Genomic DNA, 13183 nt, shown 5'->3' on the forward strand with positions numbered 1-13183 from the left:
GCTCTCCTGCTGTCGTCAGGGGGCCGATCCGCGCCGTGAAACTCTGGCGACGGCTGGATCGGCCAGGACGATTATGGCGTTGCGGCGGGCGTCCAGCCTCCCCCCAGCGCACGATAGAGATCGATCTGCGCCAGCAGGAGGTTATTTTTGACGGTGACCCGATTAAGCTGGGTGGAAAACAGGGTGCGCTGCGCATCCAGCTCATCCAGATAAGAGGCATAACCGTTCTGATAGCGGTTGCGGGCAATGCGCAGCGCCTCGGTCACGTAGGCCTCCTGCTTTTGCAGCTCCTGAAGCTGGGCCTCTCTCTGCCTGATGGCGTCAACCGCATCGTTGACTTCCGAGAAGGCGTTGCGCACCACTTTTTCATAGCTGTAAAGCGCCTGGTTCCGCGTGGCCATTGAGACATCGACCTGCGCCGTCAGCGCTTCACGGTTCAGCAGAGGCGCCAGAATGCTGCCGCCCACGCTCCAGAGCCGGAACGGATTATCCGCTAACTGATGCAGCACCGAGCTCTGCAGGGTGCCGCTGGCGGTGAGGTTAAGCGACGGCAGCAGCTTCGCCTGTGACGACGCCAGGCTGGCATCGGCCGCCAGCAGCTGACGCTGCGCCTGCACGATGTCGGGACGGCGGTTGAGTAGCGCAGAAGGCAGCAGCGACGGCATCTGCTGCGGCAGAATCTGGTCAAACTGCTGACGCCGGGCAAGGGTACGCGGGTTCATTCCCACCAGAATGCTCAGCGCATTTTCCTGCTGGACGATCTGATGCTGCAGCTGCGGTATCTGCGCTTTGGCCGACTGATATTCTGAGGCCGCCTGCATCCACTCCAGCCGGGAGGTGTAGCCGGTTTCAAACTGACGCCGGGCCAGCTTCAGCGAATTATTGCGGGTGGCCAGCGTCGCCTCGGTGACCCGCAGCTGCTCATCCAGCGCACACAGGTTGAGGTAACCCGACGCAACCGAGCTGGCGATGGTCAGCTCAGCGGCAGACGCCGCCGCCTGCTGCGCCGCTAAGGTCGCCTGCGCCGCCGTGATACTGCTGCTGCGCGCGCCCCACAGATCAACCTCGTAGCTGCCCTGTAACACACCCTGAAACACATCGGTCTCATAAGGCTGTCCCGTTACTGACGAGAGCGTGCGTTCACGGGTTGCGGCCACACCGGCGCTGACGGTGGGAAAGTTATCACCCTGCGTGGCGCGCAGCTGGGCGCGATACTGATCGACCCGGGATCGCGCCGTAAGAATATCGGGATTGTTGCGCAGCGCCTGGCTGACCAGCCGGTTGAGATACTCATCATGAAAGGCACGCCACCACTCTGCTTCCGGCGCGGCGCCCGGGCCGACACTCTCCCGCCAGGCCGCCGGGATCGGCAGCGAGGCCGGTGCCTTTTCAACCTGTGTGGCGCAGCCTGACAGCAGCAGTGACAGGACAGCGATCGCTACGCGGCCCCTCATGGCGTAGCCTCACCGGCGGGCCGGGCGGCCGTATCGATGCTGACCTCCACGGACATGCCGGGACGCAGCTGTGCCATATCCTGCTCCTTCAGGCGGATGCGAACCGGAATGCGCTGTGCGATTTTGACAAAGTTGCCGGTGGCGTTGTCGGGTGAAATGGCACTGAACTCTGAGCCGGCAGCCGGGGAGATAAACTCCACCTCGCCGTTAAAGCGCTTGCCATCCAGCGCATCGACCCGAATCGTCACCGGCAGGCCGGGACGAATATGGGCCAGCTGGGTCTCTTTCAGATTGGCGATAATCCATTTGTGATTGGGCACCACCGACGTCAGGCGGGTTCCGGCAGTGACATAGGCGCCGGTGCGGACCGACAGCTGACCGAGCTGGCCGTCATCCGGTGCGGTAATCCGGGTATTCGCCAGATCGATCTCCGCCAGTTCCAGAGCGGCACGCGCGCTGGCGACATCCCCCTCCAGCGCATCACGGTTTACAATGACCGTTTGCAGATTCTGCTGTGCCACGGCGATCTGCGCCGCCGCCTGACGCACCTGCGCCTGCGCCTGGGCGCTGGCGGCACGGGCGGCATCACGCTCACGCACCGACAGCGATCCGTCCGCCGCAAGGTTCTCAACCCGCTTCAGATCGAAGCCGCTTTTTAACGCCTGGGCTTTGGCATTCTCCAGTGCCGCTTTGTTGCTCTGAATCGTCGCTTCTGCGCTGCGACGCTGCTGCAGGTTATTGTTCAGCGCCGCCTGCTTCATCGCCAGCTGCGCCTGCGCCTGATGCACCCGCTGACGATAGATCCGATCGTCAATCGTCATCAGTAACTGCCCTTTTTTCACCGGCTGCAGATCGATCACCTCCACCGAGGTGAGATAGCCACTGACCTGCGGGCTGATAAAGGTCACCTGACCGCGCACATAGGCATTTTCGGTGCTCTGCACCGCGCTGGTAAAGGGCCAGAGTTGCCAGGCGTAGAGAATAACCAGCACGCCCAGCACCACAATGCCGCTACCCACGGCGACAGAAAGAATACGGCGGCGATTAACACGTTCGCGTTCTGCAGCCTGAAGCTCATCCTGCTGACTCATTGTTTCTCCCTTAAATCCTGTAATGCGGCCAGCTGTTGCTGCTCACGCAGGTTAAATCGCGCCTGACGCCACTCCAGATAACGGCGACGGGTTAAACGCCAGATTACCCACATCAGCGTCGCCAGCGCCAGCGCGGCGGTGAGCAGATAGGTGTCGTTATAGGCGAGCACGTTCGCCTGCAGTGTGGCGACCGTCTGAAGCTGGCTGGTGCTCTGCGCACCGCGCAGCACGCTGTCACCCACCAGCGGGTTAAACAGCGCATTGTACTGACTGAGCCGCTCGGTGACATTGGGATCGAGCAGGGAAAGCTGATCGCCCAGCAGGCTGGAGTGATATTTTTCCCGCCAGACCTGAAAGGTGCCCAGAATGGCGGAACCGATCAGACCGCCAAGGTTCTGGCTCATGCCAAACAGCACCACAAAACTGACCAGATTCTTCGGCTGGGTCACGACGCTGCCAATCCCCATCAGCATGGCGGGCGCCATAAAAAAAGCGCTGCTGAAACCCAGCAGGAACTGGCTGAAATACATTTCGGGACCCCGGGTCAGCGGGCTGGATTGCGAATCCATCAGTGAAGCGATAATCATCACCACCAGCGAGGCGACAATCGGCCAGTTCAGATGAGTGGGTTTAATGGTCAGCGCGCTGGCAGCAATGCCGACAATGACCCCGGCGATAATGGCCAGCGCCAGACCGCGCATCTGGTCGTTCTGCAGGCCGAGCTGCTGTAAGAAGCCGACCGCGCCGGTGTTCTGCTCGGCCAGGACGATACGGATCATGATCATCACGATGCCCAGCCGCACCATGTTGCCGCTGCTGAGCCAGCGGGTATTGATCAGCGGATTGCGCCGGTTATGTTCGATCACCATCGCCGCGACAATCAGCGTCAGCGCTATCGCGGTACAGATACCGAGCCAGGGCGTGGTGAACCACCACTCAATCCGCCCCAGCGACAGCACGCCGCACAGCAGCGCCATGCCGGGTGCCAGCAGAATGAAAGTAACGAAATCCATTTTCTCAAAAGTTTTGATGCGGTCACCCGGCGGCAGTTTCACCATCAGCACCCCGCCCAGCGCAATCATCGCCAGACCGAGTTCAAACAGATAGAGACCGCGCCACTCGTTGAGCTGCAGCAGTTCAGAGGAGAAGAGTCGGGCCAGCGGAATGGCGAGCTGCGACACCGTCAGGCCGATAACCAGCGCTTTCAGGCGATGTTTTGCGGGCCAGGCCTGCACCTGATAGTAGATGCCGAGTGAGCTGAGGGCGGCCGCCACCATGCCGTGCGCGGTGCGCACAATAATTGCGGAACTGAGGTCGTTGGCAAACAGATGAAAGAACGCCACCAGCACATAGAGCACCAGAAACGCCTCGGTAAAGACCCGCAGTCCAAACTGCTGGCGGAACTTCACCAGCAGCAGGTTGATCGAGATATTGCCCATCACATAGACCGCAGGCAGCCAGGCAATTTCATTCGACCAGGCACCAAAGGTGCCCTGCAGATTGACCAGATTTGCTGTAACCAGCGCGTTACTCAGCGCACCGGTCAGGGAAATCAGCAGACCGATCAGGCCAAACGCCAGGCGTTTGGGCATCGGGTGCAGCGGGGTCGAGGGCGAGCCCGGCAGCATGGGTTTTTCGTGCGGTAACCACTCGCGTGCAGCGTAGGGATTTCGCTTTGCCACTGCTACATACTTCCCATACGACTCAGCAGTTGTTGCAGCACACGTTCGGTGACGGCCAGATCCTGCGGGTCGATGTCAGCCAGCATCTCCGTGCGCAGCGCATCGGCCTCGGTTTTCACGCGGGCAAACGCCTCGTTGCCTTTTTCGGTCAGCACCAGGTGGCGCTTGCGGCGATCTTCCGGCGGCTGCACCCGCGTCAGCAGCGACTGTTTGACCAGCCGATCCACCAGCGGAACCATGCTGGCATCTTCCAGCCCCAGCAATTGCGCCAGTTCGGTTTGCGTCATGCGTTCCGGTTCGCTGGCGATGAGGCCAATAGCCATCCAGCTGCTCATACTTAAGCCGCTGTCTCTGAGATGACGATCTACCGCCAGGCGCCAGGCATGTGCGGTCAGGTGCAGTAAATGGGTGAAGGTACGGGTATGCTGAGACAAATGTTAGCAGCCTAATGGTTAGGATTCTGATTAAATAGAAAGGTTATTATACGCAAAGCAAAACGGGATTGAAAAGCGCCCGTTCTGTTAAAAACTAGTGGATCGCGGCAGAATGTCCAGAGTCCGCTATTCGGGAGCCCGATAATATGAAACAGCCAGCAGCAAACTGGGTGGATCTCCGCCGTGACGCCATCAGCGGTATTGAGGCGCTGCGCGCTCATTTTACCGGTCACGCCTATGATCCGCACTGGCATGACAGCTATCTGATCGGTGTGACTGAGCAGGGAGTACAGCAGTTTCACTCGCGGCGCAGACAGCACCGGAGCCGACCCGGCACGGTGTTTATGCTGGAACCGGAAGAGCTGCACGATGGGGATGCCATCAACGAACAGGGTTTCACCTACCGTATGCTCTACCTTTCTCCACAGCAGATTGCACAGCATCTCAACCCGGCCGGGCGTGACGCGCCGCCCTCCCCCGCATTACAGTTTGCCGCAACGCTGCGCGACGATCGGTCGCTGGCCTATGCCGTCTGGCATGCGTTCGAGGCGCTGTGGCACAACCATCCCGCCCTGATCAAAGAGGCGGTGCTGGATCGGTTATTCGCTCAGCTTACGCCGCACCAGCAGATCTTCCTGCCCGATCGCCACCCGGATAAAGATACGGTGCTGGCATTACAGGCGCGTGACTGGCTGATCGCCCATCATGCGGAAAATCCTGGCCTGGCGCAGATGGCACAGCAGCTGCAGGTGGATCGCTTCCGGTTATCACGCCTGTTTCAGGCGCACTGGGGCCTGCCGCCTCACGCCTGGCTGGTGCAGTGGCGGCTGAGCCAGGCGCGCCGGCAGCTGGCGCAGGGCCAGCCGGTTGCCGACGTGGCCGCCGCGCTGGGTTTTGCCGATCAAAGCCATCTGGGGCGCTGGTTTAAACGCGCCTGCCAGCTCACGCCGTCACGCTATCAGCACGCCTGCACAAATCTTCCAGACCCGAACTGACACCGTTGCCACAATGCGTTTTTTGAGTGAGGAGAAACGCAATGCAGGACTTACGATGTGTAATGATACTGAATGCCGCGCTGCCAGCCGGTAAAGCCACCAACGCCGCTGCCGTGCTGGCATTAACGCTGGGGCAGCGTCATCCGGAGCTGGTTGGTGATGCGCTGGAAGATGCGGAGCGCCATCCCTCCCCCGGTCTGATCAGCACCGGTATTCCCGTGCTGGCGGCCACCGATGAGCAGCTGCGGGCACTGCTGCTGCAGGCTGAAGAGGCCGGGTACGACCGGGTGCTGTTTCCCGAAGAGGGACAGACCACCACCGATTATCAGGCGCTCAGCATCGCCCTGCGCCAGCAATCGCGGCGGCAGTGGCGGCTGCTGGGTCTCGCCATCGTCGGTGATAAAAAAGCGCTGCGTAAGCTGACGGCAAAGCTGGCGTTATTTGCCTGATCACCCTGTGGGGTGCCTGACTGTTTTTATCTGTCCGGTCTAATCTGCGGGTTGTATAGGTTCTCTGTACAGATTTTTTCTCGGAATTATCCTTATAAGCTGCTGAAAAGCGTTAAATAGCACATTTTGCAAAAGGATTCGATTGTACAGATTGGCTTTCATTGTATAACTTTACTGCCACGAGTTGTCATGCGACTCTGTAACGAATGATGCACTTGCGTCGCCTCTGAAGGTGTCAGTGGATTTCCACCTTCAGAGGTTATTTTTTATCTGCGTTATGTTCACGCTGGCACCATCGCATCTGTCCATGCGATGGCTTTTTTGATCGATTTTGTCCTGACATCCGAACCGGAATCGGGCTGTTATGAAGGGCTTACACATGCAAAATACACTTCCCCGGACTGACCAGGAAATTGCCGACTATTTCAATCCTGCAGCGAATAAACCCGCCAGCGAGATGGAAATGCTGGGTGTCCTGATCGCAGAAATCCTGCAATCGGGTATGCCTGTCAGTAATAAGGCCATTATTTCAAAGCTGATCCACCGACTGGAACTGGAAAGCGACAGGGATTCGCTGGATATCTACCGTCAGCTGCTTGACCTTGTGGTCCACAAAACCCCGGATGACTTTTAACTGTAGTCGCGATTCCAGGGAGGGAATCCACCGCCTTTTTCTGGTATCTTCGTCAATCCCCCGGTAGTATCTGCCTCTCACTGTTTATCCCATTCTTTCCGCCTTTCGCGCGGGAGCAAAATAACTAAAGAGCCTGCAATCCTTTATGACCCAGACTAATGATGTTACCGCAACTGACGTTGTGGCGGGCGATATCAGCACGGGGCGCGTACTGCGTTCGCCTGCGCTGCTGACCCGCGAATGCCTGGCCGGTGTGATTACCGCGCTGGCCCTGATCCCCGAAGTGATCTCCTTTTCCGTGATTGCCGGTGTCGACCCGAAAGTCAGCCTGGTGGCTTCGGTGGTACTCTGTCTGACCCTGTCGATTCTGGGCGGTCGCCCGGCAATGGTCACGGCTGCCGCCGGTTCCGTGGCGCTGGTCATCGGGCCGATGGTGCATCTGCATGGCGTGGAATATATTCTGCCCGCCGTTGTGCTGGGCGGCATCATCCAGATTCTGTTTGGCCTGGCCGGTCTGGCGCGCATGATGCGTTACATTCCCCGCTCGGTAATGCTGGGGTTCGTGAATGCGCTTGGGGTCCTGATTTTCTTTGCGCAGGTGCCGCACGTCTGGGGTCAGTCACCCCTGGTATGGATCTTCTTTGCCGTCACCCTGGCCATTGTGCTGCTGCTGCCGCGCCTGATAAAAAGTGTGCCCTCCCCGCTGGTCGCCATTGTGGTAGTGACGGCGGTGGCACTGCTGATGGGCTATCGCATGCCGAACGTGGGTGACGAGGGGCCGATGAGCCCTGGCCTGCCCGGGTTGAATACGCTGCTGGTGCCCCTGAACCTGCAGACGCTGCAGATTATCTGGCCCACGGCACTGAGTATCGCGTTTGTCGGGCTGATGGAGTCGCTGCTGACCGCCAAACTGGTCGATGATCTGACGGATACCCCCTCCAGTAAGCGCCGTGAATCCTGGGGCCTGGGCGTGGCGAATATCCTGGCGGGCTTCTATGGCGGTATTGCGGGCTGTGCGATGATCGGTCAGACCATCGTCAACGTGGAACTGGGTCGGGCACGCAGCCGGGTCTCTACCGTCGCGGCCGGTCTGGTTCTGCTGTTACTGGTGACCGGACTGAGTCAGATTATGGCGCAGATCCCGATGGTGGTTCTGGCGGGCATCATGATGGTCGTCGCGGTGAAAACCGTTAACTGGCACAGCCTGCAGCCCGCCACCCTGAAGCGTATGCCGTGGTCAGAAACGCTGATTATGGTGCTGACGGTGGCGGTCACGGTCTGGACGGGCAATCTGGCGCTGGGTGTGCTTACGGGGGTGATCCTTGCCATGCTGCTCTTTGCCCGCCGCATTGCGCATGTTATTCATGCAGAGCGTCAGCTGAGCGATGATGGTCAGTCGGTGCGCTATGTCGTGCGCGGCCCGCTCTTCTTCGCCAGCAGCAACGACCTGTTTGAGCATTTCGATTACGCTCACGATCCCAAAAAGGTCACGATCGATTTAACCCACGCGCAGATCTGGGATGCGTCCAGCGTCGCGGCGCTGGATGGCATTGAGTATCGCTATCAAAGATATGGTGCCGAAGTGACGATTGAGGGGCTGGATTCACGCAGTACCGACTTCCATCAGCGTCTAACCGGTAACTTCGGTTAACGTGCGCGGTTCTGCTGCCTCTGCGGCAGCAGAACCTGCTACGCCTGCTGACGCCGCGTCCGGTAGCGGCCGACCATCGTCATCAGAGCCTGATAGATTAATCCCGCATAGAGACTCATCAGAATTGCCAGACCCGGCGCTTTGCCCTGCTCCTGCCATGACATAAACCACATGAACACGCCCCACAAGAGAGAAAAGACCAGCCAGCCGCGGACGAACTTCATTATGCCATTCATAACCACTCCTCTTAATTGATGCGCTACCTTAGCGATCTCTGGTCTGAAACGCATGGTTACCGTGCACAAGTTGCGAAGCATCTCAAATAATCGACAATAACATTGCCGTCTGCTTCACGTCAGGCGTTTTGACGGCGCTTATCTATACTTAACGCTCCGCTTAACCGATCAGGGAATTACGATGAAACGTACTGCTTATCTGTTATCGACGCTGACCATCCTTGCTACGCTGACCGCCTGCGCACCGACCCCACCGCCCAGACATGCCCCGCCTCCGCCGCCACCAGGCAAAGATGCCCCACCGCCGCCGCCGCCGGGTGGACAGGCACCGGTGGGCGCACCCGGTGGCGTCGGTCCGGCAGGTCAGCCTCAGGCCTGATATTAATCAGCCAGCCTGCCCCGCAGGCTGGCTGATGCCGCCCCGCATGGGACGTTACCCATTCTGCCTGCAGGCAGCGACGCTATTCCCCCATCCTGCCCCTGTTCAATCTCATTACCCGACGGCTGATCTGGCAGCGAAAGCGTTACGCCTGACACAACACTGATAACGCGATGCTGTCCGCTACATCAGGTCGGTGCTCTGCGAGTGTTCCAATCATGCTGGCTATGGCCTCACCCGTCACCGGCATATCATTGGCTATTAGTTGCCAAACAGCCTCACCCATTGCCGTGCATGCTGCGTCATATACTGCGCTTCGAAGTTATTATCCATAGAGCCTCCTGTTAAATGTGAGGCATCATACTAAAAATAAAGCGTACAAATTAAAGTGCGCATCTAAAAATTTTCGAGGCTCATTCCGTGATTTTCTATCTTATGGCGAGGCATGGCATTCCCAAAAGACAATTCTTTATTTAGAACATCAAACAGATTGCGAACCTGAATCAAAAAAAACCTCTAACACAGCGGTTATGTTCGTTGCTGATATAAAAACCAGCAACCATTGGTTCACAAAGGTTTAAATTATGAAAATATTTGTTATAAATTTAGCTCGGTCCCCCGAAAGGCGGGCATCCATCGAACAGCAACTGTCCCTGCTTCAGCTTGATTATGAAATCGTTGAGGCTGTAGACGGTTCTCAACTTAATTATGATGAAATCGTGAAGCATACCAAAACACTTAATTACGCGGTAACCTCTGGCGAAATAGGTTGCGCTCTAAGCCACATCAAAATTTATAGAAAAATTGTCAGCAACAATATACCCTTCGCGTTAATACTTGAAGACGACGCACAACTTGATTACCAAATCATTCAGGTTATGCATCATTTAAAACAAAACAAAACCCATACCCTACGGTTACCCTGCTAACTGAAGTCTCACAATATATCTCCAAGCCAAGATGCATATTAGACCAAAAATTAAGCATTCATAGTGTGCTTGAAGCATCGTGCTCACATGGATACATCATCAATAATCAAGCAGCTAAAAATCTCGCCACTTTTCTTTATCCCGTTTGGATGGTGGCTGACAGATGGCAAATACTAAAAGAGTATTCCGTTTGCAATGTTGAAGCTGTAATACCATCAATAATAAGAAAGACAGAACACTCTCACTTTTCGACAATACAATCGCATAAAAATTGCAATTGGATAATAGAGAAAAAAGAATATGCCTGGAGTGAAATAAAGAAACGCAGACCATTAAAAATCAAACTCAGGCGTTTAATCTGGACATCTTTTATGAGAGCTTTTATCAAAATAATTAAGTAAACCATTATTTAAAAGGATTTTGCATACAATGCATTTTGAACAGAAAAAACTTCACTCAATACAATCTATGCGCGGTCTCGCGGCGATGCTGGTCGTAATGTTTCATTTCCGAACCGATTTGGCATCGGACATTCCTTTGGCTAATTGGATTTTTGCTCAGGGTGCAATCGGCGTTGATTTGTTTTTTATTATAAGTGGGTTTGTTTTTTATTATATTTCTCTAACCGAAAATGGTGGAATTAAATCCTCAGCCGTATTCTTCACAAAAAGAATTTGCCGTATTGTTCCACCATACGTCATAGCGACAATTTTTATAGCAGGTAACTCATGGGATAAATGGTATTCAGCCCTGCATGCTTTCACTTTTCTTCCAGCTGACATTATGCAACCTGCCCCCTTCTTTGGTTATCCGCGGCTTTTTGTTGGTTGGTCGCTTAACTATGAATTTGTCTTTTATAGCATCTGTGCTCTCGCCTTAATTTTTAGGAATTATAAAAACCTAGTTATCACTTTAATTATTGCATGTTCCGTCTCACTTCCAGTCGCTACTCATGGTTATAGGACTTCATTGACCAGCATGAATTATGGATATTATGGATATTTGGCACTGATAACTAATGGGATGATGTTAGAGTTTTTAGCTGGTCTGTTTATCGGATACATAGCAATTAACTTCAGACTATATCACTCAAAAATAGTTGGCAGAGCAGCAGTATCACTAACCGCGCTATATTTTACATATATTACTCTAGGCTTTGGCAGCCTTCCGGGAAACGGTAGTTACGATTTCTTTGCCGCTTCTTTTTTCTTAATACTAACAACTATCAGTTATGAATATCAGTATGGAATCAGACCTCCTAAAATTTTAACATCGATTGGTACCGTATCGTTTTCTGTTTATTTGATGCATCCACACGGTTTATCAATAGCCAGAAAAATTATAGCCCAACACTATCACGGGCTATATTCAGGTTTAATAGCATTTTTGTTAGCTCTGACCCTTACGGTTTTATTTTCTATAATATTCTATAAGCTGTTTGAAACTAATCTTTGCAACCTCATAAGAAATAGACTCATCCCCAAACCTGATAAGCAAGCAGTTTTATAGGGTTTAAATTGATCCGTCAGAAATGGCGGTGATTTAAATTTTAGGCTGGCTCGCCCATGCGGTCGGGCTTACTTTGTCCTCGTCGCTGATCATATCCAATTGTAATTCTGTTCGCTAATCGGCTGTTACCTCACTGGTAGTGATTAGTAAGTTCTGACACTGTTGCTCACCCCTCGCCTGCCAGTCAATCGCAGGTCTGTTGAAACAGGTCTGACGCTGTCATCCGTAGTGAATATTCTGCCACTAGCCTGCCCTTCAAACAGTTTTTCATATTGACTGTCCGAAATCAGAATCGCATCGCTGGACCAGCCAGTTAACGACGCCGTGTTAATATCCCGATCATACCCACGAGAAATCCGTCGGGCTGAGCACTTTAGTACTGCGCGTGAGGCGGCAATGTTAAAATTTCCGGAGTTACTGTTTGATCTCACATTCCATGATCCGAAGACTAAGGGAGTTTCCGATCTGGAGGGTACCTTTACGAGAAAAAAGCAATAACGGGGCATAAAAACGTGGAGCAGACAGCCGCTTATGACAGAAAAATAGTGGTGGTTCCAGTCGTTGGCGGACAGGTGAAAGGGAAATAATATCAGGAATGGATATCAGAAAGCTGAATTCATGCACAAAAAAACCGCCCTTATGAGGCGGCCATACGACACTGCTTATCATTGATTTTATTGGTAAATCGATATGGTGCCCGGGGCGGGACTTGAACCCGCACGACCTTACGATCGAGGGATTTTAAATCCCTTGTGTCTACCGATTTCACCACCCGGGCAGGGTGTAACTGGAGGCGCGTCCCGGAGTCGAACCGAGGTACACGGATTTGCAATCCGCTGCATAGCCACTCTGCCAACGCGCCTTAAACTGATGTGCCGCCAGGTTAACCTGACCTGCGAATCTGGAGCGGGAAACGAGACTCGAACTCGCGACCCCGACCTTGGCAAGGTCGTGCTCTACCAACTGAGCTATTCCCGCAATTTTCAGCAATTTCGTCGAACCTGCTGATTTTACTTATCTTCTGACAGACACGCTGCCTTTCGATGCGTTGCATTCTACTGACCTGACGCGATGAGTCAATAAAATTATCCTCACCGCCTGTCCGTTTGCTGCTTTTTAAATCGTATCGATCACGGTTCGAGCAGATCGCCGCGCGCCGCGCTTAAATACTGGAACATTGACCAGAAAGTCAGCACCGCAGCCACATACAACGCGACGACACCCACCGCCACAATGGTCGCATCCGGACGCCACAGCAAGGCAAACAGTGAGAACATCTGAGCCGTGGTTTTGACTTTACCAATCCAGGACACCGATACACTGCTGCGTTTGCCAATCTCCGCCATCCACTCACGCAGCGCAGAGATAATGATCTCGCGCGCAATCATGGTTGCGGCAGGAAGAGTAATCCACCAGGCGTGGAAATATTCTGCGACCAGCACCAGCGCAATCGCGACCATGACTTTGTCCGCCACCGGATCGAGAAAAGCCCCGAAACGCGTCGTCTGCTTCCAGCGGCGCGCCAGGAAGCCATCAAACCAGTCGGTGATGGCTGCAAAGACAAAAATCAATGCGGTAGCAAGCGGTGCCCAGGTGAACGGCAGATAGAAAGCCAGCACAAAGAACGGGATGAGCACGACTCGAAACAGGGTGAGACACGTCGGAATGTTTAATTGCATATGCCGGTAACTGTCTGGATATAGGTAGAATTTAGCCTATGTTCCTACATTGCCCCCCCCG

General features: G+C 54.6%; 13 protein-coding genes, 3 tRNA genes and 1 pseudogene. 8 read left to right on the forward strand and 9 right to left on the reverse strand.

Annotation, left to right across the window (positions count from 1 at the left end; genetic code table 11):
- Positions 1-71 precede the first annotated feature (71 nt).
- The 4 genes from S7A_RS12220 to S7A_RS12235 are packed head-to-tail and all read right to left on the reverse strand — an operon-like array spanning position 72 to position 4661.
- Positions 72-1454: an efflux transporter outer membrane subunit gene (locus tag S7A_RS12220; RefSeq protein ID WP_009090953.1), complete on the reverse strand. Its 1383-nt coding sequence runs from the start codon at positions 1452-1454 to the stop codon at positions 72-74.
- Positions 1451-2545 (reverse strand): HlyD family secretion protein, encoded by a 1095-nt coding sequence (locus S7A_RS12225; protein ID WP_009090955.1) that lies wholly within the window; start codon positions 2543-2545, stop codon positions 1451-1453. The genes S7A_RS12220 and S7A_RS12225 overlap by 4 nt, the downstream gene beginning before the upstream one ends.
- The gene (locus S7A_RS12230; RefSeq protein WP_033736341.1) at positions 2542-4227 is read right to left on the reverse strand and encodes an MFS transporter; all 1686 of its coding nucleotides are present in this window, start codon (positions 4225-4227) and stop codon (positions 2542-2544) included. Before S7A_RS12230 ends, S7A_RS12225 begins: the two co-directional genes overlap by 4 nt.
- Positions 4228-4229: 2 nt before the next feature.
- Positions 4230-4661: a MarR family winged helix-turn-helix transcriptional regulator gene (locus tag S7A_RS12235; protein WP_009090959.1), complete on the reverse strand. Its 432-nt coding sequence runs from the start codon at positions 4659-4661 to the stop codon at positions 4230-4232.
- 146 nt (positions 4662-4807) lie between these two features.
- Between S7A_RS12235 and S7A_RS12240 the strand changes: the two genes are divergently transcribed.
- From S7A_RS12240 to S7A_RS12255, 4 genes are all read left to right on the forward strand, one after another.
- Positions 4808-5656, forward strand: a complete 849-nt coding sequence (locus S7A_RS12240) for an AraC family transcriptional regulator (RefSeq protein ID WP_009090961.1) — start codon at positions 4808-4810, stop codon at positions 5654-5656.
- Between the two features lie 41 nt (positions 5657-5697).
- On the forward strand, positions 5698-6105 hold the full coding sequence (locus tag S7A_RS12245) for a DUF2000 domain-containing protein (RefSeq protein WP_009090963.1): 408 nt from the start codon (positions 5698-5700) through the stop codon (positions 6103-6105).
- 379 nt (positions 6106-6484) lie between these two features.
- Positions 6485-6739, forward strand: a complete 255-nt coding sequence (locus S7A_RS12250) for a biofilm/acid-resistance regulator YmgB/AriR (RefSeq protein WP_033736573.1) — start codon at positions 6485-6487, stop codon at positions 6737-6739.
- A gap of 145 nt (positions 6740-6884) precedes the next feature.
- Complete coding sequence (locus S7A_RS12255; RefSeq protein ID WP_009090967.1) at positions 6885-8390, forward strand: SulP family inorganic anion transporter; 1506 nt, start codon at positions 6885-6887, stop codon at positions 8388-8390.
- A gap of 38 nt (positions 8391-8428) precedes the next feature.
- Here the strand turns inward: S7A_RS12255 and S7A_RS12260 are convergent, their stop codons facing one another.
- Positions 8429-8626 (reverse strand): DUF6404 family protein, encoded by a 198-nt coding sequence (locus tag S7A_RS12260; RefSeq protein ID WP_009090969.1) that lies wholly within the window; start codon positions 8624-8626, stop codon positions 8429-8431.
- Between the two features lie 181 nt (positions 8627-8807).
- On the opposite strand from S7A_RS12260, the gene S7A_RS12265 reads away from it, so the two are divergent.
- From S7A_RS12265 to S7A_RS21650, 4 genes and pseudogenes are all read left to right on the forward strand, one after another.
- Entirely contained in the window at positions 8808-9005 is a 198-nt protein-coding gene (locus S7A_RS12265; protein ID WP_009090971.1) for a hypothetical protein, read from the forward strand.
- 584 nt (positions 9006-9589) lie between these two features.
- Entirely contained in the window at positions 9590-9934 is a 345-nt protein-coding gene (locus tag S7A_RS21105) for a glycosyltransferase family 25 protein (RefSeq protein WP_009090973.1), read from the forward strand.
- A gap of 429 nt (positions 9935-10363) precedes the next feature.
- Positions 10364-11443, forward strand: coding sequence for an acyltransferase (locus S7A_RS12275; RefSeq protein WP_009090975.1), 1080 nt, complete (start codon positions 10364-10366; stop codon positions 11441-11443).
- A gap of 381 nt (positions 11444-11824) precedes the next feature.
- Positions 11825-12030, forward strand: a pseudogene (locus S7A_RS21650) (integrase); the annotation flags it as partial.
- Positions 12031-12134: 104 nt separating this feature from the next.
- Here S7A_RS21650 and S7A_RS12280 read toward each other — a convergent pair.
- The 4 genes from S7A_RS12280 to pgsA form a co-directional block, all read right to left on the reverse strand.
- Positions 12135-12221 (reverse strand) — tRNA-Leu (locus S7A_RS12280).
- 10 nt (positions 12222-12231) lie between these two features.
- Positions 12232-12305 (reverse strand) — tRNA-Cys (locus S7A_RS12285).
- A gap of 40 nt (positions 12306-12345) precedes the next feature.
- Positions 12346-12421: transfer RNA gene (locus tag S7A_RS12290), tRNA-Gly, on the reverse strand.
- Positions 12422-12573: 152 nt separating this feature from the next.
- Positions 12574-13122, reverse strand: coding sequence for a CDP-diacylglycerol--glycerol-3-phosphate 3-phosphatidyltransferase (gene pgsA / locus S7A_RS12295; RefSeq protein ID WP_009090977.1), 549 nt, complete (start codon positions 13120-13122; stop codon positions 12574-12576).
- Between the last annotated feature and the right edge of the window lie 61 nt (positions 13123-13183).

The sequence above is a fragment of the Pantoea sp. Sc1 genome (assembly GCF_000255315.1).
Classification (GTDB): domain Bacteria; phylum Pseudomonadota; class Gammaproteobacteria; order Enterobacterales; family Enterobacteriaceae; genus Pantoea; species Pantoea anthophila.

Excerpts from the sequence above, each read along its gene's own strand:
- S7A_RS12220 (WP_009090953.1), bottom strand. The coding sequence starts at position 1,454 with ATGAGGGGCCGCGTAGCGATCGCTGTCCTGTCACTGCTGCTGTCAGGC.
- S7A_RS12225 (WP_009090955.1), bottom strand. The coding sequence starts at position 2,545 with ATGAGTCAGCAGGATGAGCTTCAGGCTGCAGAACGCGAACGTGTTAAT.
- S7A_RS12240 (WP_009090961.1), top strand. The coding sequence starts at position 4,808 with ATGAAACAGCCAGCAGCAAACTGGGTGGATCTCCGCCGTGACGCCATC.
- S7A_RS12245 (WP_009090963.1), top strand. The coding sequence starts at position 5,698 with ATGCAGGACTTACGATGTGTAATGATACTGAATGCCGCGCTGCCAGCC.
- S7A_RS12250 (WP_033736573.1), top strand. The coding sequence starts at position 6,485 with ATGCAAAATACACTTCCCCGGACTGACCAGGAAATTGCCGACTATTTC.
- S7A_RS12255 (WP_009090967.1), top strand. The coding sequence starts at position 6,885 with ATGACCCAGACTAATGATGTTACCGCAACTGACGTTGTGGCGGGCGAT.
- S7A_RS12260 (WP_009090969.1), bottom strand. The coding sequence starts at position 8,626 with ATGAATGGCATAATGAAGTTCGTCCGCGGCTGGCTGGTCTTTTCTCTC.
- S7A_RS12265 (WP_009090971.1), top strand. The coding sequence starts at position 8,808 with ATGAAACGTACTGCTTATCTGTTATCGACGCTGACCATCCTTGCTACG.
- S7A_RS21105 (WP_009090973.1), top strand. The coding sequence starts at position 9,590 with ATGAAAATATTTGTTATAAATTTAGCTCGGTCCCCCGAAAGGCGGGCA.
- S7A_RS12275 (WP_009090975.1), top strand. The coding sequence starts at position 10,364 with ATGCATTTTGAACAGAAAAAACTTCACTCAATACAATCTATGCGCGGT.
- pgsA (WP_009090977.1), bottom strand. The coding sequence starts at position 13,122 with ATGCAATTAAACATTCCGACGTGTCTCACCCTGTTTCGAGTCGTGCTC.